The organism is Pseudogemmobacter hezensis, from assembly GCF_013155295.1.
Lineage (GTDB): Bacteria > Pseudomonadota > Alphaproteobacteria > Rhodobacterales > Rhodobacteraceae > Pseudogemmobacter > Pseudogemmobacter hezensis.
The window spans coordinates 325,715-351,258 of the sequence record NZ_JABJXT010000003.1 but is presented as its reverse complement, the minus strand read 5'-3'; the positions used below and the strand labels follow the sequence as shown (position 1 = coordinate 351,258).

Below are 25,544 nucleotides of genomic sequence, written 5' to 3'. Positions count from 1 at the left end.
ATGAGGTGAATTATTTTTGTCGACAGCCGGAAAAGGTTTCACTTTTGCGGCAGGCACAGGCGCTGTTAGCCCTTGAAGAATGCGGCCCCGAAAACACCAGAGGGCCGCACCTGACCCCGCCTCACCTGCCCCCTTTGCCCCGGATCAGAGTCGCTTCATGACCAAATCTGCCGCCCCGCCTCTTTCTGCCGCCCAGATCTCTGCGCAACAGGCGATTGCCGCCCGCGCGTCCGAACATTCCGCCTGGTGCGCGACGATCTTTTCCTACGGCGAGACCGCCTGGCGCGAATACCGATCCTGCGCCTGGTATGTCGAACGCCTGCGGGCCGAGGGGTTTACCGTCGAAGAGGGCTCGGCGGGCATGCCGACCGCCTTTTGCGCCACCTGGTCGAATGGGCCCGCGTCAGAAGGGGGCCCGGTCATCGGCATGTATGCCGAATATGACGCAGTGCCCGGCAACTGTCAGGCCGCCAGCACCCGGCGCGAGCCGCGCGAGGGCCTGGGCTTTCAGGCGGGCGGCCATACCGATCCGCATTCGGGGCTTGGCATCGCGGGGCTGGCCGGGCTGCTGGCAACCAAGGCCGCTATGGAGAAACACGGCATCAAAGGGGGCCTGCGCTTTACCGGCGAGCCTGCCGAAAAGGTGCGCGGCTCAAAGCCGATCCATGCCGCGAAGGGCTATTATGACGGGCTGGCGGCGATCCTGTCCTTCCACCCCTTCTACATGCTGCCGATGTGCAACACGGTCCGCTGGGACACGCATTGCGGCGCGGCCTACTCGATGATCTACCGTTTCATCTGTGATGAGCCGCAGACCTGGGGCGCGCATGACGGGGCACCAATCCCGCAGTCACATTCGGCGGTGCGGGCCCCCGGCGCCAATGACGCGCTGAACCTGATGTTCCTGACATCGAAATCTTTGCGCGATTCGATGCTGCCGCATCAGGGCGGCTGGTCGATATCCGAGGCGATCCTGACCGCAGGCCAGGCCACCGCCGACAACCTGCCCGCGGGCCTTGCCGAGATCCAGTATATGATGCGGGTGCCGACACTGGCGATGGCCGAGGCGGTGACCGCCGCGCTGGATCGCAATGCCGAACATGCGGCGGCGATGACAGGCTGCCGGGTTGAACGCCACTGGGTCTGCAAATCGCGCCCGGGTCTGGCGAACCACGCCATTGCCTCGGTCGTCTGGGACGCGATGCAGGCCGCCGGTGCGCCGGAATGGAATGAGGCGGCCAAAGACATCGCCCGCGAAATCCAGTCAAACCTGGGCCTGACGCCGATGGCCGAGCCCTTCATCCCCGAGATGACCCGGCTGATCGACCCCGAGACCGCCGAAAAAATCCTGCGCGAGGATCTGCCGCCCTCGCAGCGGAACTCCACCTCGGATGATTACACTGACATGACCTGGCACGCCCCCACGGCGCGGTTTTATATCGCCCGGCCCGCGCTGAATGCGCCGCCAGGCTATGTTTACGCGCCCTGGGTGATGAACGCGCTTGGCGGTATCCCTGAAACCATCGACCCGATGGTGCAAAAGGCCGCCGAGGTGCTGGCGCTTTCTGCGCTGCGGATCCTGGAAGATGCGCCCACCCGCAACGCCATGTGGGCCGAGTTTGAGACGCGGCGCGACGAGGCCCCGATCCCGCCGCTTTGCGACTATCCGCCCCCCATCCATTTCCGCTGGCCCGAATATGTCACCACGCCGCGCGGGCGTGACTGGTGGATCCCGTCCTCAATGCCCGGCGCCTAACAACAGGAGAGAGATATGAACATGCAGACGAAACCTGAGCCCTTTTCTCTTCAGCGCCGCAAAGCGGGCGGCGGCACCCAGCCGCTGACGCATTGGGGGTTTGCAAATGAGACCGACCGGCTGACCGATGTGCTCTTGGGGGATCCGGCCTATCTGCGCCATATGGCGACCTCGTCTTTGTCCCGCAAACACCTGCGCGAGAACCCCTCGAACATCCAGGAGGCCCAGGCCCAGCATAAGGAGCTGAAGGCCGCCTATGAGAATTTCGGCGTCCGCGTCCATACCGTGCCGCCTCAGGCAGAGCTGCCGATGCAGGTCTATACCCGCGACAGCTCGGTCATGACGCCCTATGGCGCGGTAATCACCGCCATGAGCCAGCCCTGGCGCCGGGGCGAGAATTACGCAGCCATCCGCCATTATGAAAGCCTGGGCATCCCGATCTATGACATGGTGACCGCTGGCACCTTCGAGGGCGGCGATTTCAATGTGATCGAGGAAGGCGTGCTGCTGATCGGCTGCGGCGGCGCGCGCTCCAACGAGGAAGGCTCGCGCCAGGTGGCGGGCTGGTTCGAGGATGAGGGCTGGGAGGTCCGCCTCGCCTTCATCGACGAATATTACGTCCATATCGACCTGATGGTGGTGCCGATCGCGCCGAAACTGACCGCCGTCTGCCTGGCCTGCACCGAGCCTGCCATCGTCGACTGGCTGAAGGCGAAAGGCCATGAGATCATCGATGTGCCCTTCCAGGACACGATGGCTTTGGGGTGCAATTTCATGAGCCTCGGCGGTGACCGGGTGATCGCGCCGAAATCCTCACAGACACTGATCGGCCAGCTGAAAGCCCGCGGCTTTGAGGTGGCAGTGGTCGACACGGCCGAGATCTCAAAGACCGGCGGCGGCATCCACTGCATGGCCCAGGCCCTGAAACGCGAGGGGTGAGGCCAGAGAGATATCCGGCAGAAACCCGATCAGCCCTGCGCAGGTTCAGTCCTGCGCAGGTTCTGGCGGGCGAGGCTGGTCGGCCATGGCCCGGCTCAGCCTTTCGCCCGGCTGCCAGGCCTGGGCGACCTGCAGCCGCTCAAGACGCGGCAAAAGCGGTGCAAGATCGGCCCCGGGCAAAGCCGCAAGCAGCGTTTCGAGGCTGCGCATCCGGGTCTGATCAGGCGCGTCGGTCGCAGCCTCGGTCGCAGCCTCGGCCTCAAGCGCCGCGACGATCTGCCCTGCGCGACTGCTGAATGCACCGGGGTTCAGCGCCAGATGGGCCGCAATCGGCTGCACCATCTCAGGACTGTCCGGCCCCACCCCATTTGGGCGCCCCGCAATCCAGAGGTCGGCGCGCCGGATCTGCTCGGCCACCATATCTGCCAGCACCGCATCGAATTTCCGACGCACCAGATCAGGATCGGAAAGCACCCGCCCCCCGGGCCCGACCTTTTTCAGCCCAAGCGCGGTTGCAAGAGCCTCTGTCCGGTTGGGCGCGATCCGCCATTCCTGACGCCAGTCGAGCCTGACACACCCCATGGCCGCGGCGCTTTTGCCGAAAAGCCGCCCGCAAAACCCGCCCAGGTCGGGCCACCAGGGCAGGGGCAACCCAGCCGGCGCAGGATCGCGCAGGATCACCGGCGCGGCCCCATCGGGCGACGCAATCAGATAGCCCCTGTCGCTGGGATGAGGCCCGTGCCCCTCAGATCCCTCAGGCGGCAAACCTACCCGGATGACCGGCAGATCGGGCACTTCGGGCAGGGTCAGCATGCATTGATCCTGTCGGACCGGAAGATAGTTGCCCCCAAAATCGATGCCCGGAATCCAGCCGTCAGGCAAGCGTGCCAGCAATTCCGCGCACAGCGCCCTGTCGATATAACGCAGCGCCTGCGTGGGCGCGGAAGGGTCTGTCGGATTGCCAATATAGGCAACCGGCACCCCATAATCCCGGAGCAGCTCACCCGCAGGATACAGCGGCAGGACCAGCGCCTGGCGGGCGGGGTCGAAGGGCACCTGCACCGTCGCATTCGCCCCGGCCCGTTCACGCAGCTCTTGCTGATAGCGGTGATTTTCCCAGGCGAACATCGCGTAATAACCCGCGAAAACCGCCCCCACCGGAAGAAGCCAAAGCCGATGGACCCTGCCGCGCCAGACCTCAGAGACGGTTCCCAGCAGCCCAAGCCAGGGCAGCAGCGCGAAGACAGCCATCAGCACCAGCGAAAGAATGGAAATCGCCAGAAACGGAACAGGCAGCAGATAAGGCCAAAACGGCACAGGCCGCCCGATCAACAGACCCGGCAGAAAGGGCACAAAGAACAGAAGTGACAGCGGGACAAGGCGTTTTTTCATCGGGGGCATTCCATCGGGGCTGTGCAAACGACCATGATGCGTGCCGGGCGCAGGGGTCGCTGAACTTTCGCGGTCACTTCCGCCGCTTGTGCTCTTCCAGCCGGGGGAAAATCTCGACGAAGTTGCAGGGGCTGTGGCGGTAATCCAGCTGTTTGACCAGGATCTCGTCCCAGGCATCCTTGCAGGCGCCGGTCGAGCCGGGCAGCGCGAAGAGATATGTCCCGCCCGCAACCCCCGCGCAGGCGCGGCTTTGCACCGCAGAGGTGCCGATCTTCTGCATCGAGACCACAGTGAAAACGGTGGAAAAGGCGGTGATTTCCTTCTCATAGACATCATGATGCGCCTCGACCGTCACATCGCGGCCCGTGAGGCCCGTGCCGCCCGTTGAGATCACTACATCGACGCCCTCGTCCGCGATCCAGGCCCGCAGCTGATCGGCGATCAGCGCCCGGTCATCGGTGACAATCGCGCGGGCGGCCAGGATATGGCCCGCGCCTTCCAGCCGCGCAACCAGCGTATCGCCCGAGCGGTCATCGGCCAGGCTGCGCGTATCCGAGACGGTCAGCACCGCGATCCTGGTCGCAATAAACGGGCGCGGGGTTGTCATGCTGTTCTCTCCATTATCGCAAGGCGCAGCGCGAGCGCCGCGAAAATGCCGCCTGTCACCCGGTTCATCGCCGTCGCGGCCCGGTCAGAGCGCAAAAGCACCCGCCCGATCCGCCCCGCAAATATCCCGACCGCACCATTGACCACCAGCCCCCCCGCGCAAATGATCACCCCAAGCGCCAGGAACTGCGGCAAAACCGGACGCGCGGCGGCAACGAATTGCGGCAGAAAAGCCAGGATGAACAGCGCCACCTTGGGGTTCAGCAGATTGACCACCAGCGCCTCACGGAAGATGCGCAGGCCCGGGCTGCGGGCGACCTGGACGATCTGGGGCCGGCCCGCATTCCAGGACCGGAACGCCAGCCAGATCAGATAGGCCACGCCCCCCCAGCGGATCACCTCAAAGGCCATCGGATAGGCTTTCAGCAGCGCCGCAAGACCCAGGCCCGCCACCAGAACATGCACGAAACAGCCAAGCGCGATGCCCAGATTGGCCGCCATTCCGGCCCTGGCCCCGCCTTTCAGGCCCTGCGCCAGCACGAACATCATATCCGCCCCCGGCGTCAGATTCAGCGCCAGCGCTGCGGGCAGAAAAGCCAGCAGCGTAACCATCTCGACAGGAAATGCGGCGAAAAACACGGGGATTTGGCCTTTCAGACAGGGACTGCGCCAACGACAGACTGCGGCCAGCAGGCTGCAAAGGCAATATCGCGCAAGTCCCCCGAATGTCCGGGCAAAGAGCCGAAATTCAAAGGCAGGGATTCATTACCGGCAGGCGCGGGGTGGTCAGCACCTCATCCAGCACCGCTGTAAACTCTTCGCTGGCAACGAAATCCAGCATCTCTGCCAGATCGCCATCAGGGCCGGGCTGCAAGCGTTTGCAGATCGCCGCCGTCTCATCTGCCCCGACGCCATTCTGACGCTCGATCGCGCTGTGCAGCAGATCCCGCGCATAGCCCGCCGGGCGGGGCGGCACGGCATTGGCCTCAATGAAGGCGCCAAGAATGTCAAAATTCGCGCCCAGCCGGGTCTCTGCGGCGGCATCCAGATTGCCCGGACAGGCAGCATTCAGCGCGGCAATATCAACCATGATGGCGAAGTTGCAGCCGATGGCCCCTTTGGGATCCTCGCCATAGCAACTGCCGTCTGCGCAGGTGACCTTCACCCCGTCGCCCAGATCCAGCACCTGCTCGGGCTGGCCGTTGGCGTCAGTGATGACCATGACACGATCAGCGTTTTCACGCATCAAAAGGCCGAAATCGATCCAGTCCTGGGCCTGGCCCGCAACGGGGAAAAGCAGACCGGGCAGCAGGGCCAGGGTCAGGGCCAGGGTCAGCGGCAAAACAGAAAACGGGGGGCGCATCAGGCAGTCCGGTCAAGAAAGGCGCGAAGGGACTGCAGATCGGCCCAGGCCTCGCGCTTTGCGCCGGGATTTCGCAACAGATAGGTGGGATGGAAACCTGGCAAAAGCGGCTTTCCCGCTGCGTTTTCGCCGTCCACCTTCCCCCACTGGCCACGCGCCCGCAGGATGCTGCGTTGCCCGGTCAGCGCGAAAAGCGGTGCATTGCCCAGCACCAGGATCACATCAGGATCGGCCAGCGCGATATGGCGCTGCACGAAGGGCAGCATCATGGCGATCTCAGAGGGGCTGGGATCGCGCCCGCCCTCGGGCCGCCAGGGCATAAGCGCGGTGATATAGGCCGAGGTCGCCGGGTCAGGGCTGGTGCGTGACAGGCCGATTGCGGCCAGCATATTGTCCAGAAGCTGGCCTGCCTCACCGACGAAGGGGCGGCCCTCCTGATCTTCTTCGCGCCCCGGGGCCTCGCCCAGGATCATCAGCCGGGCCTTTGGATTTCCGTCAGCAAAGACTGTGTTGCGGGCACCGCGCTTCAGGTCGCACAGCTCAAAGCTGCGGATCGCGTCCAGCAGCGCCTCAAGCGAGCCTGCCCCCGCAGCGCTCTGGCGGGCGACCGCCACCGGATCCACCTCAGGCAGCGGCGGGGCCTCGGCTATCACGGGGCTTTGCGCCGCGCCGCCGGGCGCTGTGCGCGCGGCCCCGGGCTGGGGATTGGGCGATGGCGTATTGCGGGGCGCGGGCTTTTCGACCACCACATCATAGCGGTTGACCGACTCTTCCCCGATCACCTCATCAATACCGCAATCCAGCTGCCAGCCAAGCGCCGCCAGCGCCGCATCCCAGTCTGAGGCCGCAAAAGCCGCCAGCTCTTGCGCCGCGCCATCGGCCAGATTTTCCACGTCGATTCCCATCCGCGAAAGGTAGGCCGACTTGCCCGGCGCAGCAAGCGGCTGCATAGTCCGACGCAGGGCCGCCCCCGCTCGCGCGCCTTCGGCAAAACGGCCCGGATCGCGTTCCGAAGGCTCTGCAGGGCCGGCCAGTTTTTGTATTAAAGCGTGACGGAGGATTTCACGGAGGATCTCATGGACCTGCTGGTGCTGTTGCCTGTGCCGCTGATGGCCGCGCTGCTGCTGCCCTTTCGATGGGGCCTTTGTTTGTGGCTGCTGATCCTGGTCTCGGCCCTGCCCGGCTCTGCCCTTCGTCTGCTGACACAGGATTTCTATCCGGGCAGTTTCAGCCTGATCTTCATGCCCCCTGTCCTGGTCGGGCTGGTGGTGATGGTGGTGGCCCTTCTTCTGCGCATGAGCTTTGAGACTTTGATCCGCGAAAACGGCACCGATGGCGGCCGCGACCGCCAGGCCCTGAAGACCGCCCATGTGACGCTTGCCTTTCTGGCCGGAGGCCCGCTGGCGGCCCTGCTGTGGAAGATGCTGGCGCCGCTGATGGCCGGCCTGCCCTGGCCGATCCTGCTGCATGTGCTGATCTTTGGCGCGGTGGCCTTGCTGGTGGCCCTGTTGGCGGGGGGCATGCTGATACGCGGGCGAAAACGCTACAGCGGCATGACCTGCGGGTTCTGGCTTGGCGTCAGCCTTTTCACCGCCTTCAACACCTGGGATTCGCTGCAGTTCGAAAACGAGCTGCGCCGCCTTGCCGCCTCGGTCAACGCGCGCGATCACACAAGCGCCTGCGTGGCCAGCGGGATCATCAGCGCCCCGCCAGCGCGACCGATGACAAAACTGACCACCCCAGGGCCCGTTTTGCTGCGCTTTCGGATGGCCGATGACCAGTCGCCGGGCGACTCGCGCAATGAGGAAACCGAATGGACCCAGGAATACGACTTTGACTGGCGCGATCTTTCAGCTGTCCGGGATGACGGCCCGGCTGCCAACTGCCAGCCAGAGCCGGGCCCGATTTTGCCGCCAGCCCCCTGAGATCGCCCGGCAGCCAGCACTCCTGCCGCAATCATCCGTGGGCAATCATTCTGGCGCACCCCGCCACAGCCTTGCCCCATCGCGCCCGCTTTGCCATAAGCGGGCAAGCGGAACACGCGCGCGAACAAGAGGGAAATTGCTCATGGCCTTTCATGCCCGCCACCTTCTCGGGATCGAGCAGCTCTCGCCGCTTGAGATCACCACCATCCTGGATCTCGCCGACCGCTATGTCGATCTGAACCGCCGCACCGTCAAACAATCCGACACCCTGGCGGGGATGACGCAGATCAATATGTTCTTCGAGAATTCGACCCGCACGCAGTCGAGTTTTGAGATCGCCGGAAAGCGCCTTGGCGCCGATGTGATGAATATGAACATGGCGACCTCTTCGGTGAAAAAGGGCGAGACGCTGATCGACACCGCGATGACGCTGAATGCGATGCACCCCGATCTGCTGGTGGTGCGGCACGGGGCCTCGGGCGCGGTCAATCTGCTGGCGTCAAAGGTGAATTGCGCGGTGCTGAATGCGGGCGACGGGCGGCATGAGCACCCAACCCAGGCGCTGCTGGATGCGCTGACGATCCGCCGTGCCAAAGGGCGGATCGACCGGCTGACGATTGCGATCTGCGGCGACGTGGCCCACAGCCGGGTGGCGCGTTCGAACCTGATCTTACTCGGCAAGATGGGCAACAATCTGCGGCTGATCGGGCCACCGACCTTGATGCCTGCGGGCTTTGCCGAGCTGGGTGCCACCGTGATTGAGGATATGCGTGAGGGCCTGCGTGGCGCCGATGTGGTGATGATGCTGCGCCTTCAGAAAGAGCGGATGGATGGCGGTTTCGTGCCCTCGATGCGCGAATATTATCACCGCTATGGGCTGGACGCGGAAAAGCTGGCCTTTGCCAAACCCGATGCCATCGTGATGCACCCCGGGCCGATGAACCGGGGCGTCGAGATCGACGGCGAGATCGCCGATGACATCAACCGCTCGGTCATCCAGGACCAGGTCGAGATGGGCGTCGCGGTGCGTATGGCCTGTATGGATCTGCTGGCGCGGAACCTGCGGGCGGATCGCGGCCGCAAGATCGCCGAAAGCTATGTCTGAGCGCGCCCCCCATCGCCCGGCCCCCTTCTGCGCCATTCCGGCAATGGTGAGCGCCCCGCGTGAAATCGCAAGGAGATGTGGATGACCTCTCCGGACCCGAACCGCAAACCCACAAAGGCCGAGATGCGCCAGGGCGGCATGGTCGCCACCGCCGTTTTGCTGGTGCTGGTTGTGCTGACCGTGGCCTTTGTCTGGATCGGGGGCTGAGCCATGAGCGCGGCGCCCCCCCGGATGGGAAGATATTCTCGACCCGGGCGAGACCATCCTCTGGCAGGGCCGCCCCGAGGCTGGCTTTGACTGGACACAGCTGATCGGGCCGCGCCTTTTCCAGGGCCTGGCCATGACCGGATTTGCGCTTTTCTGGATGGCCATGGCCTCGGGTGCCCCTTTCGGACGCCTGTCGGGCTTTGGGCTTTTGTTCATGCTGTTTGGCCTGCCCGTGCTTTACAAAGGGCTGACCTCCGCTTTTGGCGGCCCGATGCGCCACTGGCTGCGGCTGCGCGGCAGCCATTACACCCTGACCGACCGTCACGCCTTTATCGCCACCGAAATCCTCGGCCGTCGCCAGCTGGAGCGCTATCCCCGCGACGCAGGTTTTCGCCCGGTCTTGCAAGAGGGGCTGCCCGGCTCGGTCTGGTTTGCCAGCCGCCGCGCCGATGGCCAGGCCCTGATGCGCTTTGATTTCCAGAAGTTTTTCAATAGCCTGGATGAGCGCGAAAGCCGCATCGGCTTTGAACAGATCCCCGAGGCACGGCGGGTCTTTCGCCTGATGTCCGCACCTGCAGGCGATGCCGCAGCCGCCGCAGCGCAGGATACAGGCAGGCCCCCGCAGCCATGAGCAGGCAGACATCATCCGGGATGATCTGGTCTGGCCGTCCTGACTTTGGCCATCCCGAGACCGTTGTGAACTGGCGTGCTCTGCCCGGCAGGCAAAGTGCCACCGGATTGCTGTTATGCGCCTTTGGGGTATGGCTGACGCCCCTGCTCTGGCCAGAGGGGCTGGCCCTGATGCAGCAATTCAGAGGAGGACATCGCGCTCCGGGTCTGGGCGGGGCGCTGGTCGCGCTTTTGGGGCCGGCGCTGGCTCTTTATGGGCTGGCCCGTGTCGTCGGGGCGCTGTCTGGCAACTGGCTGCGTCTGCGGTTTCGCAGCTATGCCCTGACCAAAGATACGGCGTTTATCTCGCTGCCGCTCTTGGGGACCAGACGCTATGCGCTGGATCCAGAGCAGAAGATCCTCCTGGATGAGGCAAATCGCGCGGTCTGGTTTCGCGCGTCCCTGCATCCGGGTCGGCCAGCACGATACTCTGACGCGCTGCGTCTGATACCATCCTCTCCCGGCAATGGCATGGTGGGCTTCGAAAATATCGCCGACGCCCCCGAGGTGTTTCGCCTGATGACCGCCCTTTCAGGCCAGGGCGGACCCCGCTCTGATATCAACGCGGGGCCAGGCACAGCATGAGCCAGCCCGACCCCAGCCGCGAAACTGTCTCTGCCACTCCCGGCCTTGCCGTCGGGTCACCGCCCCCCCCCTTCCGGGTCGGGAACTGGCCCCTCCGGGCAAGCGCTCAGCCCCGCGGATCAGGCCTTCTGGCAGGCGGATCTCGATCCAGGCGAGACACTGATCTGGAGCGGGCGGCCCGGTTCTGAATGGCATATCTCGCGTGACGATCTGCTGATTGGCGTGGCGGCACTGGCGGCCTTGTGCATTCTGGGGCTGTTTGTCATCGGGATACTGAGTTCCGCCAGCCTGACCAAAAACCCGCCTGCCCTGCCGCTGCGCGGGCTTTTGACCGGGCTGGCGCTGTCTGGCGCGGCGCTGGCGCTTTATGGGATCTGGTGGCTGATCATCGGGCGCATTCGCGGCCGCGAACGGGATCTGCGCAACACCCGCTATGCGCTGACCCTCGCGCCCCCCGGCACCATCACTGGCGGGCGGGCGCTGATGCGGCTGGGCGGGCGCTGGCCGCGCTTTGCCAGCTGGCCGATCACCGCGCGGAACTTCCTTGAGATCCGTGAGGATCATAAGACAGGCAGCATTGACATTGATCTGTGCGATTATGTTGCCTCTGACACGGATGGCGATAAATATCTCGCCCGCACCGGATTTCGCCGGCTGGCAGACGGATGGGGGCTTGTCACCCTGATCCGCCAGATACAGACCAGCTGCACCTCGCCTGACAAAAACGACAGACCGACCCAGACTGACCTGCCTCCCTGATCCTGCCCCCCGATCCTGCTCCACCCCGCCCGAAGCCGGGCCTTCGCGCCTTACCGATCCATCCATCGCCCCGGACCTGGAATGACCATCATCCACTTTACCAATGCCCGCCTGATCGACCCTGAAACCCAGACCGACTCCATCGGCTCTCTGACGGTGGTTGACGGCCTGATCGCCGAGAATGCCAAAAAGCTGCCCAAGGGCGCGGTGACCATCGATTGCGGCGGCAAATGCCTTGCGCCCGGGATCGTCGACTGGGGCGTCAAGATCGGCGAGCCGGGCGAGCGGCACCGCGAAAGCTTCCGCTCGGCAGGCCTTGCTGCGGCGGCGGGCGGTGTGACCACGGTGATCGCGCGGCCCGATACCAGCCCCGCCATCGACACGCCCGAGGTGCTGGAATTCGTCACCCGTCGCGCAGCCGAGGCCGCCCCCGTGCGCATCCGCCATATGGCCGCGCTGACCAAGGGCCGCGAAGGCCATGAGATGACCGAGATCGGCTTTTTGCTGGACGCAGGCGCGCTGGCCTTTACCGACGGCTTCCACGTCTCGGACAATACCCGCGCGTTAAGCAGGGCGCTGACCTATGCGCGCTCGCTGGGGGCGCTGGTGGTGGGCCATGTGCAGGAACCCGTGCTGTCAAAGGGCGGCGCGGCGACCAGCGGCAAATTCGCCAGCTTCCGCGGTATTCCCGCCGTCTCGCCCATCGCCGAACGCATCGGGCTGGAGCGTGATCTGGCCCTGGTTGAAATGACCCGCGCCCGCTATCACGCCGATCAGATCACCACCGCCCATTCGCTGCCCGCCCTGGCCCGCGCCAAAGCGGCGGGGCTGGATGTGACGGCGGGCACCTCGATCCACCATCTGACGCTGAATGAGATGGATCTGGGCGATTACCGCACCTTCTTCAAACTGACCCCGCCCCTGCGATCTGAAGAGGACCGCCAGGCGATCATCGCGGCACTGGCCGATGGGCTGATCGACGTGATCGCCTCGTTCCACACCCCCGCCGATGAGGAATCGAAACGGCTGCCCTTTGAAGAGGCCGCCCCCGGCGCGGTGGGGCTTGAGACGATCCTTGCCGCCGCGATGCGGCTTTATCACGCCGGGCACCTCAGCCTGCCGCAGCTGTTCCGCGCCCTGGCGCTGAACCCGGCAAACCGGCTGGGCCTGCCGCAGGGCCGCATGTCGCCCGGCGCCCCGGCGGATCTGATATTGTTTGACCCGGATGCGCCTTTCCTGATGAATCGCTTCACACTTAAGTCAAAATCAAAGAATACCCCCTTTGATGGCGCCAGGATGGAGGGGCGTGTGCTGGCCACCTGGGTCGGCGGGCAAGAGGTGTTTCGCCTGACCGAGTAACCAGGACTGACGCAAACCCGCCGGTCTGAGACGAATGCGCCGGAATGTTAGAAATGCCCGCCTGCTGCAAATGCCAGACTGTTACAAACGACTGACTGTTACAAACGACCGCCTGTTTCAAAAGACCGGCTGATGCAAAAGACTGACTGACAGCGCGCAAGCCATCGCCCATCAGCGGCGTCAAGGAAGAAGGAACTGCCCCATGCCGGACTTTGTGACCGCGCAGGACACGATGATCATCATTGCAATCCTCTCTTACCTGCTGGGGGCGGTGCCGTTTGGCGTGCTGATCACCCGGCTGATGGGGCTGGGGGATCTGCGCCAGATTGGCTCGGGCAATATTGGCGCGACCAATGTGCTGCGCACCGGCAATAAGGCGGCCGCGCTGGCGACGCTTTTGCTGGATGGCGGCAAAGGGGCGCTGGCGGTGGTGCTGGCGCGGTGGTGGACGGGCGGCGCAGGCGATGCGGCGCAGCTGGCGGGGCTGGCGGCCTTCATCGGCCATCTCTGGCCGGTCTTCGGCGGCTTTCGCGGTGGCAAAGGCGTGGCAACCTTCCTTGGCATCCTGCTGGCGCTGGCCTGGCCTGTCGGTGTGCTGACCTGCCTGACCTGGCTTTTCGCAGCGATTGTGACCCGGATCTCCTCGGTCGCGGCGCTGTTTTCAGCCGCAGTTACCCCGGTCTGGCTTTGGATGGTCAACCTGCCGGATATGCCTGCTGTCTTCCAAACCCCGAATGCCGGGCGGATGCTGCTTTTGGTATTGGTGCTGACCATCCTGATCTACATCCGCCACAGCGCCAATCTGGTGCGGATCAAAATGGGCACCGAGCCGAAGATCGGCGCAAAGAAAAAGACGCCGGATCAACCCTGATCCGACGTCCCTGTGCTGAGATCAGCTGATCGTCTTGCGGGCCGCGCTCAGCGGCTGGCGAGACGCTCGACCGCATCGGCGGTGCGCTTGGAATTCTCATGGATGCCGATCAGCAGATAAAGGCCGCCCGCGAAAACGATCGCATAAAGGATGCCGCCAATGATCACGGCAAGCCCATAGAAGAAGCCAACCTTGGCCATGCCCGCAACGCCTGCAATCAGAGCAACGATGACGATAAGACCAGCAAGAACGGTGACCAGCAGGTCGAATGATTTGATAACAGCCTGACGCATTTTGTCCCTTTTCCTTATTTTACGCGTATCCTTCGTGGCGAGGATACCTGAACGCAACGGCCATCAGGATGACGGCCGGCTCCCGAAAAGGCAATGAAAAACGTCGGTATTTTTACTGCGGTAGCCGTGGGGAATTGCTGACCTTCCCAGCCGGCCCCACTCGGCCCCACCCGACCATGTGACCTGCCTGCAGCGCAGCGCCTGGCCCATCCGGGGATCAGCGCTTACTCTCGCAAGTCGTCCATCCAGGGGCCCCACCCGCAGGCAAGCGGCCTCAGAAGCTGGCCGCCTCATAGATCGGGGTCAGGTTACCCGCCCAGTCGCCGTGGTAGTGATCGAGCCAGCGGTCCGCCTGCACCTTGCCCGATTTGACCGCAGCCACCAGCGGTGCAAGCCAGGCCTCTTCGCCAAGCCCGCGTGCCGCCAGCCCCGCCTGCGACAGGGACAGCGCCGCATGCGCCAGATCGGCCAGCTTCACGCCATTGGCCTCGCCCTGCAGCGCCGAGACCGAGGCCGCGACCCGCAGCCCCTCGCGGGTTTCAGCGTCAAAGCCGCGCACCAGCTCCCATGCGGCATCAAGGGCTGCGTCGTCATAGGTCAGCCCGGTCCAGAAGGCGGGCAGCGCGATCACATGCGCCCGGTCGCCGCAATCGGCACCGCGCATCTCGATGTATTTCTTGACGCGGGCCTCGGGGAATACGGTGGTCAGATGGTCGGCCCAGTCGGAAAGTGTGGGCTTTTCGCCCGGCAGCGCGGGCAGTTTCCCGTCAAGGAAATCGCGGAACGACTGGCCCAGGGCATTGATATATTTGCCATCGCGGTAGACGAAATACATCGGCACATCCAGCACCCAGTCGACATAACGCTGGAAGCCCATGCCATCCTCAAAGGCGAAGGGCAGCATGCCGGTGCGGCTGTCATCAAGGCCCCGCCAGATCCGCGAGCGCCAGGACTTATGCCCGTTCAGCTTGCCATCGAAGAAGGGGGAAGAGGCGAAAAGCGCCGTCGCCACCGGCTGCAAAGCCAGCGCCACGCGCAGTTTCTTCACCATATCCGCCTCAGACGCGTAGTCGAGGTTCACCTGCACCGTCGAGGTGCGATACATCATCTGCGTGCCATGGGTGCCGACGCGGCCCATGTAATCGGTCATCAGCCGATAACGCCCTTTCGGCATCACCGGCATTTGATCATGCGACCATTCCGGCGCGGCGCCGATGCCCATGAAGCGCACGCCCATGCCCTCGGTCACGGCGGCGACCTCAGTGAAATGATTGTCCAGCTCGGCGGCGGTTTCATGGATCGTCGCCAGCGGGGCGCCTGACAGCTCGAACTGGCCGCCGGGTTCCAGGCTGATATTCGCGCCATTGCGGGTCAGGCCGATGACATTGCCGCCCTCGCTGACCGGCTGCCAGCCGAACCGCGCCTCAAGCCCTGCGAAGATCGCGGAAATCGAGCGTTCTCCGGCATAGGGCAGCGGTTGGCGGCTGTCGGTCAGCCAGCCGAATTTCTCGTGTTCGGTGCCGATGCGCCAGTCGGATTTCGGCTTACAGCCGCTTTCCAGCAATGCCGCGAGCTGGTCGCGGTTCTCGATCAGACCGCCTCCGGACTGGGGTATCGACATGGGCTGGCTCCGGCTTGGCAGATAAGGTTCACAGGCGACATGACCTGTGCTGTCCGGGGGGATATTGTCAAGCCCGCCTTATGCACAGCCTTTGCGCTTATGTCGCATCAGAGCGCCCGAATGCCGCTGCCGGGCCGTGTCCAGACAAGGGTCTCGCGCAGCCCCGTGACTGGCAGACCCGTGACTGGCAGACTGCTATCCGCCGCACCCGCTGCGGCCATGATGCCCGCATCGTGATCAAGGGCGCGGATCAGATCGGGCATGGTCAGGCCCGGCAGGCTGGCAAAGGCATCCGCCAGATCCCCCGCCCCGGCAGAATCAAGCGGCACCACCAGCCGCGCCCCAGACAGATCGCGCATCTGCCACAACAGGCGGCCGCGCAGGGTGATCAGTTTCAGCTCGCTCAGATCGTTCAGGCTGATCTCGCCGCCCATCACCGGATGCAGGAAGCGCACGCGGCCCTCGTCAATCTCGATCAGACCAGGGGCCGAAGGGTCAGACTGAAAGCGCATCCGCCGCCATGCGTTGATCGTCCAGCCAAGGCCAAGCGCCATCAGCCCAAGGCCGGACAGCTGCCAGATCAGCGTGCCGCCTGAAAAGATCCAGGCCCCGAAAAGCATCAGCGCCAGACCAAGCGCCATGTCCTGCCAGCGCCGGAAACCGGCGATGACCTCGGGGCGGATCATATCCAGTCCCCGAACCGGGTCTGCCACAGGGTCACCGCCGCCAGCGCCGCGGTCTCGGCCCGCAGGATGCGCGGCCCAAGCGCCACCGGGCTGACAAAATCCAGACTGTCCAGCTTCGCCCGTTCCTCGGGCGTAAAGCCGCCCTCGGGCCCGATCAGGATCGCCGCCGGATCGCCGGGTGCCCCGGGCCAGCTGCCATCCGCGCCCGCCCGCACCTCATCGGCCCAGTAAAGCCTGCGCCCCTGCGGCCAGTCGGCCAGCAGGCGGTCAAGCGGTTGCAGATCCTGGATCCTGGGCACGAAGGTCGCGCCGCATTGCTCGGCCGCCTCAACCGCATGGGCCTGCTGCTTATCCAGACGCAACCGCTCGGCATTCATGCGCCGGGTGGTGACCGGCAAAAGCCGCGCCACCCCCAGCTCGACCGCTTTTTCAACGATGAAATTGGTGCGCTCTTTTTTGATCGGCGTGAAGATCAGCCACAGATCGGGCGGGAAATCCTGCGGGCGGGTCTGTTCGTCGCAGATCAGCAGGCCGCGCCGCTTGTTCGCCTCGGCCACCCGCGCCCGCCATTCGCCATGCTGGCCGTTGAACAGCAGCACCTCGGCCCCCACGCCCAGACGCATCACCGCAAAAAGATAATTCGCCGCGCCTTCGGTAAGCGCGACGGCTTGCCCCTGCCCGAGAGGCTGATCTACATAAAGTCTGACTTTCGGCCCTGCCATGGAGGTAAGACTATGGCCCCGAGCGACAAAATTCCAGAGCCAGACGCAGCTTTGCCCGGATCAGATGCAGATATCAGCCGCGAGATGGCCGAGGATCTGGCAGATCAGCTGCAGGCCACTGCCAGCAAGATCAAAGGTGCCCAGGGGCCAGGCAGCGTCGCCGATGCGCCAAAGGACAATTGGGTCGATCTTTATGCGCCTCAGGCGCTGCGCCCATGGCTGCGGCTGTCACGCGCGGATCGCCCGATCGGCACCTGGCTTTTGTGGATCCCCTGCCTCTGGGCGATTGCGCTGGCGGCAAACAGCGGCGCGGGGTTCTCGGGCTTTGATCTGTGGCTGGTGGTCTCATCGGGGATCGGGGCCTTTCTGATGCGCGGCGCGGGCTGCACCTGGAATGACATCACCGACCGCCATATCGACGGCGCGGTCGAGCGGACACGCTCGCGCCCGCTGCCCTCGGGGCAGGTGACGGTGAAGGGGGCGCTGGTCTGGATGGTGGCGCAGATGCTGATCGCGGCGCTGATCCTGCTGAGTTACAACTGGCTGTCGGTCGGGCTGGGGATTGCCTCGCTGGCCTTGGTGGCGATCTATCCCTTTGCCAAGCGCTTCACCTGGTGGCCGCAGGTGTTCCTGGGCCTCGCGTTCAACTGGGGGGCGGTGCTTCTATGGGCCGCGCATAGCGGCAGCCTTGCGCCTGCGGCGGGGGTTCTCTGGCTGTCGGGGATTGTCTGGACCCTGTTTTACGACACCATCTATGCGCATCAGGACAAGGAAGATGACGCGCTGATCGGGGTGAAATCGACGGCGCGGCTGTTTGGCGACAATTCGGGCAAATGGCTGGCGGGTTTTCTGGGGGCGAGCGTGGTGCTGATGGCGCTGGCGGTGATCCTGGCGATCCCGGCCTCACGCGGGGTGATGCCGATGTTGCTGGCGCTTTTGGGCGTCTGGGCCTTCGGGCTGCATATGCTGTGGCAGATGAAGCGGCTGGACATCAACGACCCGGCGATCTGCCTGCGGCTTTTCCGCTCGAACCGGGATGCGGGGCTGATCCCTGTGCTGTTTCTTGCCGCCTCGGCTTTCCTTTGATTGATCCCCTGGGTGTGAAGGCCTAGGAACGGGGGGCTGCGCCGGACGATTCCGACAGCCCGCCCCTGACCGGGGCCGCGCTGTGCCATTTGGGAACCGCCCCGGCCAGGCCGATATTGCCCTGCTCTGCCAAACCGGGTTTCTCCTTTGCCGCAACGCCTGCTTAAACTGCCCCGTGCCGCCCTTGGTGCCATCGCCTTTGCTCTGGCCGGGTTGCTTATGTTTGCAATCGCCTTTTTCTCGGCGCTGATCATCGAAAGCCGCACCGACAGCGTGGTCAGCGAAAAGCTGCGCGAGGCGAATATGGACTGGGTCAGCGTCGCCACCGACGGGATGCAGGTCGGCCTGACGGGCATGGCCCCGAATGAGGCCGCCCGCTTTCGCGCCCTGAACCTGGTGGGCAGCCTGGTTGACAGCTCGCGCATCCGCGACGGGCTTGAGGTCGCGCCCACCACCGCCATCGAGGCCCCCCGCTTTACCGTCGAGATGCTGCGCAATGATGATGGCATCCAGCTGATCGGCCTGATCCCGGCGCAAAATGCCGAAGGGGCGCTGGACAGCGATGGCCTGACCGAGGCCGCCAATGCAATGACCCCCGCAGATGCCCGCGCAACCAATATGTTGCAAACCGCCAACTGGCCCGCGCCCGCGAACTGGGATGCCTCGCTGCGCTTTGGGCTGGATGCGCTGTCGCTGCTGAAACGCTCGAAAATCTCGGTCTCGGCGGGCGAGGTGCGGGTGACCGCCATCGCCGACAGCCCCGCCGAAAAGCGCCGTTTCGAGGCCGAGTTGAACAAGAGAAAGCCCGCCGATATGCGGCTGGAAACGGCGATTTCCGCGCCGCGCCCGGTGATTACGCCCTTCACGCTGCGCTTTGTGGTCGATGCGGGCGGCGCGCGGTTTGACGCCTGTTCGGCCGATACCGACCGCGCACGCGGCCAGATCCTTGCCGCCGCTGCCGCTGCCGGGATGGAGGGGCCTGCAATCTGCACCGTCGGGCTGGGCACCCCCACGCCGCGTTGGGCCGAAGGGGCCGCGCTGGCGATCCGCACCCTTGGCACCATGGGCCATGGCGTGGTGACCTTCTCGGATGCCGATATCACCTTTGAGGCGGGCGAAGGCGTCACCCAGGCGGCTTTCGACACCGCAATCGGCGATCTTCGCGCCGGGCTGCCGGATGTATTCTCGCTGACCCCGGTGCCGCCTGCCCAGGACGCCGCGATCCGGGGCCCGGCAGAGTTCACCGCCCGCCTGACCGCATCTGGCCGGGTCGAGCTGCGCGGGCGTCTGGTGGATGAGGCGCAGCAATCGGCGGTTGACGCCTTTGCCCGCGCCTCTTTCACCGCAGGCGATGTCTATGTGGGCACAGTGCTCGACGCCGAGCTGCCCGATGGCTGGCCGGTGCGGGTGCTGGCAGGCCTCGATTCGCTTTCCATGCTGGCCGAGGGCACGCTGGTCGTGCGCGCCGACACGGTCGAGCTGCGCGGCGTCACCGGCAACCAGGAGGCAAGGGCGCGGATCACCCAGATCCTGTCATCCGAGCTGGGCCAGGGCCAGAATTTCCGCGTCGAGGTCACCTATGACAAGAAGCTCGACCCGCTGGCCGCCCTGCCGACGCCGCGCGAATGCGCCGCAGATGTCGCCCGCATCATGGCGAAGGGCAAAATCAACTTTACCGCCGGCTCGGCCGAGATCGCCTCAGAGGCGGGGCCGATCATCGGCGAGATTGCCGAAGTGCTGAAGCTTTGCCCCGCGATTGCGATGGAAATCGGCGGCCATACCGATTCGCAGGGCTCGGAAAGCGGCAATGCGGCGCTTAGCCAGGCGCGGGCTGAGGCGGTGCTGATGGCGCTGCAGGGGCGGCGGATCGACACCTCGAACATGACCGCTGTCGGCTATGGCGAAAGCACGCCCATCGCCGACAACGGCACCGAGGCCGGGCGCGAGGCAAACCGCCGGATCGAGTTCCGGCTGATCGGCGCAGATGCCGAAACCGCGCAGGCGGCTCCCACGCAAGCGGCCCCTGAAACTGCGCCCGCAGATGAGGCCACAGCTGAGGCAACGGTCGCAGAAGAGGCCGGGGCCGATACCACATCTGCGGCTGAGGCTGAAACTGACGCAGACACGCCCCAGGATGGCGATGCGGCCGCCTCGGATACCACAGCATCAGAGGCCGGAGCGGAGGATGCCGCCCCAGCAGAGGCTGCCGAAGGCGGCGCAGATGGCAGCGCCGCCTCTGCAGAAACGCCCGCCCCGAACGCGGCTAACCTGAACGCCGCTGCCCCAGACGCGGCTGCCCCGACTGCGGGCGAGACCGAAGGCGCGGTCGTATTCACCTATGACGGCCCTTCGCTTGCCCCGACCGAGATGACGCCGCGCCCGCGCACCCGCCCGGCTTCATCAACCGCAGAATGACCAACCGCCCCAAAGGCAGAGGCGGGCCCCGCCGCCACTGCTCTGCACCCGCCACTGCCACCGCCAGGAAAGAACGCCTCTATGAACCGGATTGAATTCATCATCGCCACTTCGGTCATCCTCTTGCTGGCCTTTGCGATGGGCTGGTTCGGCCACTGGCTGCTGCACCGCTTTTCGCGCAATGCGGGCGACGACCTCTCTGAACTGGAACGCCTCGCCCAGGCGCTGCATGAGACCGAAGAGATGCGCGATCAGGCGGTTATCTGGCTGGAATCGCGCGAGGCAGAGCTGGGCAACCAGATCAGCCAGACCGAGGCAGAGCTGCGCGCCGCCATGGATGGCCTGCGCGAGGCCCGCCAGGAGGCCGAAGAGATGCGCGCCTATATCGAACGCATGCACGCCAATAGCTAAGGGCGCGGCGGGCGGGCCAGGGCGCGGAACAAAGGGCAGCGGGGGGCGCGGCAATGCCGCCAGCCATTCCCGGATTTGCCCCCAAACTGGACTGATCGGCAGCCTGTAACTGGACAAGTGGCCCTATAAGTGCCACCCAGCTGCCAGGCGATCAGCTATCCTTCCAGCCCCCTTCTTCATGCGAGGCCTCTCATGCTCGATTCCGTGACCAATCTTCGTTCGCTTCTGAAAGACCCATCGCTGCTGGTCGAAAAGGCCTGGGTGGCAGGCGCATGGATCGATGCCGATGACGGCTCGACCTTTGAAATCGTCAACCCGGCCCGGGGCGATGTGATCGCCCGCGTGCCCAATCTGGGCCGCGCCGAGACCGCCCGCGCCATCGCCGCCGCGGAAAAAGGCCAGAAGGCCTGGGCCGCCCGCACCGGCAAAGAGCGCAGCCAGATCCTGCGCAAATGGTTCGACCTGATGATGGCGAACCAGGACGACCTGGGCACCATCCTGACCGCCGAAATGGGCAAGCCTCTGGCCGAGGCCAAGGGCGAAATCGCCTATGGCGCCAGCTTCATCGAATGGTTCGCCGAAGAGGCCAAGCGCGTCTATGGCGAGACCATTCCCGGCCACCAGCCCGACAAGCGCATCACAGTGATCAAACAGCCAATCGGCGTCGTCGCCTCGATCACGCCCTGGAACTTCCCCAATGCGATGATCACCCGCAAATGCGGCCCGGCGCTGGCCGTCGGCTGCGCCTTTGTCGCCCGCCCGGCGGCAGAAACCCCGCTTTCGGCGCTGGCCATCGCGGTTCTGGCCGAACGCGCCGGGATCCCCGGCGAGGTCTTCTCGGTCATCACCTCGAAACGCTCGTCCGACATCGGCAAAGAGTTCTGCGAGAACCCCATCGTGCGCAAGCTGACCTTCACCGGCTCGACCGAGGTGGGGCGGATCCTGCTGCGCCAGGCCGCGGATCAGGTGATGAAATGCTCGATGGAGCTGGGCGGCAATGCGCCTTTCATCGTCTTTGACGACGCCGATCTGGACAAGGCGGTCGAGGGCGCGATGCTGTCCAAGTTCCGCAACAACGGCCAGACCTGCGTCTGCGCGAATCGCATCTATGTTCAGGCTGGCGTCTATGACAGCTTTGCCGAAAAACTGGCCCAGGCGGTCGCAAAGACCAAAGTCGGCGACGGCCTCTCGGATCCGGTTCAGTTCGGGCCGCTGGTCAATGTCGCGGCGGTGGAAAAGGTCGAGGAACATATCGCCGACGCGAAAGCCAAAGGCGCCATCGTGGCCCTTGGCGGCAAGCGCCATCAGCTGGGCGGCTCGTTCTTCGAACCCACCATCCTGACCAATGTCACCCAGGATATGCTGGTCACCAATGAGGAGACCTTCGGCCCGCTGGCGCCGCTGTTCAAATTCGAGACCGAAGAAGAGGTCGTGGCCAAGGCCAATGACACGATTTTCGGCCTGGCCTCTTACTTCTATTCCCGCGACATCGGCCGCATCACCCGCGTCCAGGAAGCGCTGGAATATGGCATCGTCGGTGTGAACACCGGGCTGATCTCAACCGCCGAGGCCCCGTTCGGCGGCGTCAAGCAATCGGGTCTGGGCCGCGAAGGCAGCCATCACGGCACCGAGGACTATCTGGAAATGAAATACATCTGCCTCAGCCTCTGACAGACCGGGGCCGTTCATACCGAACCAAAGAGGGGGCGCTTGCGCCCCCTTTTTCCGTTTCGGCAGCCTGAAACGCAACACATTGATATAAAAGGTGATATCTCATAACGAAGCCCTGATTTCCGCTGACATCTGACTGATTTTGCCTGACAGGCCCGGTTGTGGCCATGGTTTCAGACATGACGCCCCGACCTGCCCCCGGCGCAGTGATTGCCGGGATGGATGGGCGGATCATTCAGGGAAAGGACCCGCTATGCTGCCGAAATTTCGCACCGCTGCTGTTGCTTTGATTGCCGCCACCTCGCTTGGCCTGACCTCGATGCCCGCGCTTGCCTGGGGCAAAAAGGAACAGGGGTTTGTGGCCGGGGTTGCCACCGCTGTTATCGTGGATCAGCTGATCCAGAACGGACAGCACCGCCGCCAGCACAACCAGCCCGGCTACTACCAGCCGCCGCAATATGTGGCCCCGCCGCCGGCCTATGTTCCGCCGCCCGCGCCCACCTATCGCCCGCATCGCCCGGCACCGCAGACCTATAACTCTGTCCATGCAACGCCCGCCGGCCAGGCTTTCCGCACCTATAGCGTAAGCGAGCGCAAAGCCATCCAGCGCCAGCTGCGCCGGGCAGGTTACTATTACGGCAGCATCGACGGCACCTTTGGCACCGGCACCTATAATGCGATCACCGCCTGGGCGCGTGACAGCGGCGCAAGCGCCAATCTGCGCAGCACCGGCGGCGCCTTTGCGGTCTATGACGGGCTGCTGTTCTAGGCTGATCCCGGTCCCTCAGACCCGCGCCCGGATCAGACACGGGATCGCACCGGGATAAGCCCCCAATCCTGGTGACGGGTCTGAGAAACAACCGACCGGGCCAGAGTATCGGCCCGGTCGGAGTACGCCCCCCAATCTGCAGCGCAATCGGCGCCCCTGATCGGCGCCCCTGGGCAGCCCCCCCCTGCCAGGTGCGGGTTCAGTCGCGCAGCGTATAGGAAATCCAGGTCGTGTCCTGGACCAGCTCTGCGTCATTCATCATGGCGGGAACATCGCCCGCAGGAATGATCCCGCCATTGGCCAGAAACCCCCATTCCACCACCAGGCTGTTTTGATCCGGCGCGGATGCCTTTCTCGAATAGGTGAAGCCCGCATTCTCCAGCCGCACCTCATCAGGCGGTATCAGCGCGATCGGCAGGTTCTGCACCTCAACCCGGTGGCGGAAATGTCCGGGCAGCATCCCCAGCATCGGCCATCTGCGCGCCGCATAGCCGGACAGATGCCGCTCACCGATTGCCAGCTCACCCACGAAGTTCTCACTGAAAACCACAAAGCGGTCCAGCGTCCCATTCTCCTGCATCGCCCCGGCAGAGATGAAATAGCGCTCATGCGTGCGGATGACATTGGCTGCGGGGTCATCGCTGATCTCTGGTTGCGCCTGCAGGACCAGCCCCGGGTGAGTGTTGTTATAATAGGTGACCAGACCTTCAGTGAACCACTCTGCCCCCTCGGCTTCAAGCTGCATCCGCAGCGCCCCGGCGGCATCGGCCCCAGTTACGGTGACCACATCGGCATAGAGACCATCCCGGGCAAAGCGCCATGTCTCACGCACGTCCGAGGTCCAGACCTGTTCGGGCGGCGCGGGCAGCGGCGTCAGCCTGCCATCCCGGGTGATGGGCAATGCGAAACCATAGGTCAGCGGCGCCATGGTCCTGGCCGAGGCAATCCTGACCTGGCGATCCGGGTCCAGCCACAGGGTCTGGCCGTCCTTTTGCACCCGCACCACCGCGTGATCAAACCAGGAGGCAGCGGGCGGCAGCTGATCGAGGCCATGGCCATGGGTGGTGCTGACCAGGGCGATATCGGCCTCAAGCCCCCTGTCGCGCAGCACCGTCGCCAGCACCAGCGCCTTTTCAAAGGGCGAGCCATAGCCGCTTTCGATCACCCCGGCAGCGGGGCGCATCCGGGCCGGGCCCTCAGACCGCTCACCCCCGGTGTCGATGATACTGTCCTGCACCAGATGCTGCGCGGCAATGACCTGATCGGGCCAGGGCAAGGCCTGGCCGCCCGCGTCGCGCAGCTGCGGCAGATCCTGCCAGCTGCCCAAAGCCCCATCGGTGGGGTAAGCGGGGGCCAGCGCCGTGGCCAGGGCCGACCAGTCGGTTTCAGCACTCAGATGCAGCACGGCCTGCTGCTCGATCCAGCCGGGCACGCGCGGCTCTGGGTCCGGGATCTCATGCGGCCCGACCCGATATTCCAGCCGGAAAGAGCCGTCCGGCTGCGCCGTCTGGGACAGGCTGACATAGCCCGGCAGCGGCCGCTGATTGCGCGCCCAGCCCGCAGGCCAGTTCACCACGGCCCGGCGCAAACGCGACGGCAGGGCCCCGTCAAGCCGGGCCACCGCCCGATGATCAAACCCCTTTGTCCTGGCGAGAGAGCGGCGCAGGTAAGAGAAATCCAGGATATCCCCTGGCCGCAGATCCGGGATTTCAATCATGACAGTCGGCTCACGCCTGTCATATGGAACCGGGGCCTTAACCCTGGCTGTCACATCACGCGACACCCCGTCGCGGATCACCAGCGCCCGGTTCAGGATCAGATCCTCATCGAGGAAATTGAACTCAGTGATCTGCTGCGAGGCCAGCGCCACCGATGCCCCGGTGCCAAGCTGGCGCACCTCACGGATCCAGACCTCACGCTGCCCGTCGGGCCAGGCGAATTGCTGGTCCTGCAGCAGCCATTTCGTCTCACCCGTCTGCAAGACACCGTCACTGAGGGCGGTTTCCGTGATGTCCGGCAGATCATCGACCCAGGCGGGAATGGGCTCTGTCGCCGCAGGTCGCGCATTGACAGAGTCCGCATTGGCAGTTTCCGCATTGGCAGGCTGCAGCGCCCAAAGCAGCACAGTCAGCAGCGCGATACAGACCAGCCCCGGACGGATGCGCTTTGCCCGAATGAAAGTCTTAAGAAACATAGGGTAGCTCCGGCACATCACAATGCCGGACACTGCCCGGGTTCTGCCCCCAGGACAAGCACCGCGCCCCCTGCCCCGGCTGCCATGATGGGCCACAATCAGGCCCATTCGAAAAAAAACACCGCACGCGCCCAAGGATT

The 25,544-nt window shown here is 64.7% G+C and carries 25 protein-coding genes; 15 read left to right on the top strand and 10 right to left on the bottom strand.

The genetic code is table 11. The features are described 5' to 3' along the window. The first annotated feature begins 157 nt into the window (after nucleotides 1–157). Both HOY34_RS05545 and HOY34_RS05540 read left to right on the top strand, forming a co-directional pair. Nucleotides 158–1,756, top strand: coding sequence for a zinc-binding metallopeptidase family protein (locus HOY34_RS05545; RefSeq protein ID WP_216654648.1), 1,599 nt, complete (start codon nucleotides 158–160; stop codon nucleotides 1,754–1,756). Nucleotides 1,757–1,771: 15 nt separating this feature from the next. Further along, nucleotides 1,772–2,695: a dimethylarginine dimethylaminohydrolase family protein gene (locus tag HOY34_RS05540; RefSeq protein WP_172360623.1), complete on the top strand. Its 924-nt coding sequence runs from the start codon at nucleotides 1,772–1,774 to the stop codon at nucleotides 2,693–2,695. Nucleotides 2,696–2,740: 45 nt separating this feature from the next. Here HOY34_RS05540 and HOY34_RS05535 read toward each other — a convergent pair whose 3' ends face one another. The 5 genes from HOY34_RS05535 to HOY34_RS05515 all read right to left on the bottom strand — a co-directional run bounded on the left by HOY34_RS05535 (nucleotide 2,741) and on the right by HOY34_RS05515 (nucleotide 6,961). Further along, nucleotides 2,741–4,087 (bottom strand): hypothetical protein, encoded by a 1,347-nt coding sequence (locus HOY34_RS05535; RefSeq protein ID WP_172360621.1) that lies wholly within the window; start codon nucleotides 4,085–4,087, stop codon nucleotides 2,741–2,743. A gap of 73 nt (nucleotides 4,088–4,160) precedes the next feature. Beyond that, on the bottom strand, nucleotides 4,161–4,694 hold the full coding sequence (moaB, locus tag HOY34_RS05530; RefSeq protein ID WP_172360619.1) for a molybdenum cofactor biosynthesis protein B: 534 nt from the start codon (nucleotides 4,692–4,694) through the stop codon (nucleotides 4,161–4,163). After that, nucleotides 4,691–5,305 carry a LysE family translocator gene (locus HOY34_RS05525; RefSeq protein ID WP_172360711.1) on the bottom strand — a complete coding sequence of 205 codons (615 nt, stop codon included), beginning with the start codon at nucleotides 5,303–5,305 and terminating at the stop codon, nucleotides 4,691–4,693. Before HOY34_RS05525 ends, moaB begins: the two co-directional genes overlap by 4 nt. 136 nt (nucleotides 5,306–5,441) lie before the next feature. Further along, the gene (locus tag HOY34_RS05520; protein ID WP_172360617.1) at nucleotides 5,442–6,056 is read right to left on the bottom strand and encodes a hypothetical protein; all 615 of its coding nucleotides are present in this window, start codon (nucleotides 6,054–6,056) and stop codon (nucleotides 5,442–5,444) included. After that, nucleotides 6,056–6,961: a uracil-DNA glycosylase gene (locus HOY34_RS05515; protein ID WP_172360709.1), complete on the bottom strand. Its 906-nt coding sequence runs from the start codon at nucleotides 6,959–6,961 to the stop codon at nucleotides 6,056–6,058. The genes HOY34_RS05520 and HOY34_RS05515 overlap by 1 nt, the downstream gene beginning before the upstream one ends. 171 nt (nucleotides 6,962–7,132) lie before the next feature. Here HOY34_RS05515 and HOY34_RS05510 point away from each other — a divergent pair, with 171 nt between their 5' ends. The 8 genes from HOY34_RS05510 to plsY all read left to right on the top strand — a co-directional run bounded on the left by HOY34_RS05510 (nucleotide 7,133) and on the right by plsY (nucleotide 13,536). Continuing rightward, entirely contained in the window at nucleotides 7,133–7,981 is an 849-nt protein-coding gene (locus tag HOY34_RS05510) for a hypothetical protein (RefSeq protein WP_172360615.1), read from the top strand. A gap of 142 nt (nucleotides 7,982–8,123) precedes the next feature. Further along, nucleotides 8,124–9,086: an aspartate carbamoyltransferase catalytic subunit gene (locus tag HOY34_RS05505; RefSeq protein WP_172360613.1), complete on the top strand. Its 963-nt coding sequence runs from the start codon at nucleotides 8,124–8,126 to the stop codon at nucleotides 9,084–9,086. Between the two features lie 81 nt (nucleotides 9,087–9,167). Beyond that, nucleotides 9,168–9,293 (top strand): hypothetical protein, encoded by a 126-nt coding sequence (locus tag HOY34_RS22285; protein ID WP_301538881.1) that lies wholly within the window; start codon nucleotides 9,168–9,170, stop codon nucleotides 9,291–9,293. 133 nt (nucleotides 9,294–9,426) lie between these two features. Further along, a complete protein-coding gene (locus tag HOY34_RS05500; protein ID WP_172360611.1) occupies nucleotides 9,427–9,924 on the top strand; it encodes a hypothetical protein in 498 nt (165 codons plus the stop codon). Then, a complete protein-coding gene (locus HOY34_RS05495) occupies nucleotides 9,921–10,547 on the top strand; it encodes a hypothetical protein (RefSeq protein WP_172360609.1) in 627 nt (208 codons plus the stop codon). Before HOY34_RS05500 ends, HOY34_RS05495 begins: the two co-directional genes overlap by 4 nt. 222 nt (nucleotides 10,548–10,769) lie before the next feature. Next, nucleotides 10,770–11,306, top strand: a complete 537-nt coding sequence (locus tag HOY34_RS05490) for a hypothetical protein (RefSeq protein ID WP_172360607.1) — start codon at nucleotides 10,770–10,772, stop codon at nucleotides 11,304–11,306. A gap of 81 nt (nucleotides 11,307–11,387) precedes the next feature. Next, entirely contained in the window at nucleotides 11,388–12,665 is a 1,278-nt protein-coding gene (gene pyrC / locus HOY34_RS05485; protein WP_172360605.1) for a dihydroorotase, read from the top strand. A 202-nt stretch (nucleotides 12,666–12,867) separates the two neighbouring features. Continuing rightward, nucleotides 12,868–13,536 carry a glycerol-3-phosphate 1-O-acyltransferase PlsY gene (plsY, locus tag HOY34_RS05480; protein WP_172360603.1) on the top strand — a complete coding sequence of 223 codons (669 nt, stop codon included), beginning with the start codon at nucleotides 12,868–12,870 and terminating at the stop codon, nucleotides 13,534–13,536. Between the two features lie 47 nt (nucleotides 13,537–13,583). Here the strand turns inward: plsY and HOY34_RS05475 are convergent, their stop codons facing one another. The 4 genes from HOY34_RS05475 to HOY34_RS05460 form a co-directional block, all read right to left on the bottom strand. Then, nucleotides 13,584–13,829: a hypothetical protein gene (locus HOY34_RS05475; protein ID WP_172360601.1), complete on the bottom strand. Its 246-nt coding sequence runs from the start codon at nucleotides 13,827–13,829 to the stop codon at nucleotides 13,584–13,586. A gap of 274 nt (nucleotides 13,830–14,103) precedes the next feature. Continuing rightward, nucleotides 14,104–15,450 (bottom strand): glutamate--cysteine ligase, encoded by a 1,347-nt coding sequence (locus HOY34_RS05470; protein ID WP_172360599.1) that lies wholly within the window; start codon nucleotides 15,448–15,450, stop codon nucleotides 14,104–14,106. A 107-nt stretch (nucleotides 15,451–15,557) separates the two neighbouring features. Further along, a complete protein-coding gene (locus HOY34_RS05465) occupies nucleotides 15,558–16,136 on the bottom strand; it encodes a hypothetical protein (protein WP_172360597.1) in 579 nt (192 codons plus the stop codon). Further along, on the bottom strand, nucleotides 16,133–16,858 hold the full coding sequence (locus HOY34_RS05460; protein ID WP_172360595.1) for a 16S rRNA (uracil(1498)-N(3))-methyltransferase: 726 nt from the start codon (nucleotides 16,856–16,858) through the stop codon (nucleotides 16,133–16,135). Before HOY34_RS05460 ends, HOY34_RS05465 begins: the two co-directional genes overlap by 4 nt. Before the next feature lie 84 nt (nucleotides 16,859–16,942). Here HOY34_RS05460 and ubiA point away from each other — a divergent pair, with 84 nt between their 5' ends. The 5 genes from ubiA (at nucleotide 16,943) to HOY34_RS05435 (ending at nucleotide 23,210) form a co-directional block, all read left to right on the top strand. Continuing rightward, on the top strand, nucleotides 16,943–17,944 hold the full coding sequence (ubiA, locus tag HOY34_RS05455) for a 4-hydroxybenzoate octaprenyltransferase (RefSeq protein ID WP_172360707.1): 1,002 nt from the start codon (nucleotides 16,943–16,945) through the stop codon (nucleotides 17,942–17,944). 147 nt (nucleotides 17,945–18,091) lie between these two features. Beyond that, the gene (locus tag HOY34_RS05450; protein WP_172360593.1) at nucleotides 18,092–20,359 is read left to right on the top strand and encodes an OmpA family protein; all 2,268 of its coding nucleotides are present in this window, start codon (nucleotides 18,092–18,094) and stop codon (nucleotides 20,357–20,359) included. Between the two features lie 81 nt (nucleotides 20,360–20,440). After that, the gene (locus HOY34_RS05445; protein WP_172360591.1) at nucleotides 20,441–20,770 is read left to right on the top strand and encodes a hypothetical protein; all 330 of its coding nucleotides are present in this window, start codon (nucleotides 20,441–20,443) and stop codon (nucleotides 20,768–20,770) included. Nucleotides 20,771–20,962: 192 nt separating this feature from the next. After that, complete coding sequence (locus HOY34_RS05440; RefSeq protein WP_172360589.1) at nucleotides 20,963–22,441, top strand: NAD-dependent succinate-semialdehyde dehydrogenase; 1,479 nt, start codon at nucleotides 20,963–20,965, stop codon at nucleotides 22,439–22,441. Between the two features lie 253 nt (nucleotides 22,442–22,694). Further along, nucleotides 22,695–23,210: a peptidoglycan-binding domain-containing protein gene (locus HOY34_RS05435; protein WP_172360587.1), complete on the top strand. Its 516-nt coding sequence runs from the start codon at nucleotides 22,695–22,697 to the stop codon at nucleotides 23,208–23,210. A gap of 199 nt (nucleotides 23,211–23,409) precedes the next feature. Here the strand turns inward: HOY34_RS05435 and HOY34_RS05430 are convergent, their stop codons facing one another. After that, a complete protein-coding gene (locus HOY34_RS05430) occupies nucleotides 23,410–25,404 on the bottom strand; it encodes a hypothetical protein (RefSeq protein ID WP_172360585.1) in 1,995 nt (664 codons plus the stop codon). Nucleotides 25,405–25,544 lie beyond the last annotated feature (140 nt).

What these genes read in the sequence shown, in the direction of transcription:
- HOY34_RS05545 (WP_216654648.1), top strand. Translation starts at nt 158, where the DNA reads ATGACCAAATCTGCCGCCCCGCCTCTTTCTGCCGCCCAGATCTCTGCG.
- HOY34_RS05540 (WP_172360623.1), top strand. Translation starts at nt 1,772, where the DNA reads ATGAACATGCAGACGAAACCTGAGCCCTTTTCTCTTCAGCGCCGCAAA.
- HOY34_RS05535 (WP_172360621.1), bottom strand. Translation starts at nt 4,087, where the DNA reads ATGAAAAAACGCCTTGTCCCGCTGTCACTTCTGTTCTTTGTGCCCTTT.
- moaB (WP_172360619.1), bottom strand. Translation starts at nt 4,694, where the DNA reads ATGACAACCCCGCGCCCGTTTATTGCGACCAGGATCGCGGTGCTGACC.
- HOY34_RS05525 (WP_172360711.1), bottom strand. Translation starts at nt 5,305, where the DNA reads ATGGTTACGCTGCTGGCTTTTCTGCCCGCAGCGCTGGCGCTGAATCTG.
- HOY34_RS05520 (WP_172360617.1), bottom strand. Translation starts at nt 6,056, where the DNA reads ATGCGCCCCCCGTTTTCTGTTTTGCCGCTGACCCTGGCCCTGACCCTG.
- HOY34_RS05515 (WP_172360709.1), bottom strand. Translation starts at nt 6,961, where the DNA reads ATGGGAATCGACGTGGAAAATCTGGCCGATGGCGCGGCGCAAGAGCTG.
- HOY34_RS05510 (WP_172360615.1), top strand. Translation starts at nt 7,133, where the DNA reads ATGGACCTGCTGGTGCTGTTGCCTGTGCCGCTGATGGCCGCGCTGCTG.
- HOY34_RS05505 (WP_172360613.1), top strand. Translation starts at nt 8,124, where the DNA reads ATGGCCTTTCATGCCCGCCACCTTCTCGGGATCGAGCAGCTCTCGCCG.
- HOY34_RS22285 (WP_301538881.1), top strand. Translation starts at nt 9,168, where the DNA reads ATGACCTCTCCGGACCCGAACCGCAAACCCACAAAGGCCGAGATGCGC.
- HOY34_RS05500 (WP_172360611.1), top strand. Translation starts at nt 9,427, where the DNA reads ATGACCGGATTTGCGCTTTTCTGGATGGCCATGGCCTCGGGTGCCCCT.
- HOY34_RS05495 (WP_172360609.1), top strand. Translation starts at nt 9,921, where the DNA reads ATGAGCAGGCAGACATCATCCGGGATGATCTGGTCTGGCCGTCCTGAC.
- pyrC (WP_172360605.1), top strand. Translation starts at nt 11,388, where the DNA reads ATGACCATCATCCACTTTACCAATGCCCGCCTGATCGACCCTGAAACC.
- plsY (WP_172360603.1), top strand. Translation starts at nt 12,868, where the DNA reads ATGCCGGACTTTGTGACCGCGCAGGACACGATGATCATCATTGCAATC.
- HOY34_RS05475 (WP_172360601.1), bottom strand. Translation starts at nt 13,829, where the DNA reads ATGCGTCAGGCTGTTATCAAATCATTCGACCTGCTGGTCACCGTTCTT.
- HOY34_RS05470 (WP_172360599.1), bottom strand. Translation starts at nt 15,450, where the DNA reads ATGTCGATACCCCAGTCCGGAGGCGGTCTGATCGAGAACCGCGACCAG.
- HOY34_RS05465 (WP_172360597.1), bottom strand. Translation starts at nt 16,136, where the DNA reads ATGATCCGCCCCGAGGTCATCGCCGGTTTCCGGCGCTGGCAGGACATG.
- HOY34_RS05460 (WP_172360595.1), bottom strand. Translation starts at nt 16,858, where the DNA reads ATGGCAGGGCCGAAAGTCAGACTTTATGTAGATCAGCCTCTCGGGCAG.
- ubiA (WP_172360707.1), top strand. Translation starts at nt 16,943, where the DNA reads ATGGCCGAGGATCTGGCAGATCAGCTGCAGGCCACTGCCAGCAAGATC.
- HOY34_RS05445 (WP_172360591.1), top strand. Translation starts at nt 20,441, where the DNA reads ATGAACCGGATTGAATTCATCATCGCCACTTCGGTCATCCTCTTGCTG.
- HOY34_RS05440 (WP_172360589.1), top strand. Translation starts at nt 20,963, where the DNA reads ATGCTCGATTCCGTGACCAATCTTCGTTCGCTTCTGAAAGACCCATCG.
- HOY34_RS05435 (WP_172360587.1), top strand. Translation starts at nt 22,695, where the DNA reads ATGCTGCCGAAATTTCGCACCGCTGCTGTTGCTTTGATTGCCGCCACC.
- HOY34_RS05430 (WP_172360585.1), bottom strand. Translation starts at nt 25,404, where the DNA reads ATGTTTCTTAAGACTTTCATTCGGGCAAAGCGCATCCGTCCGGGGCTG.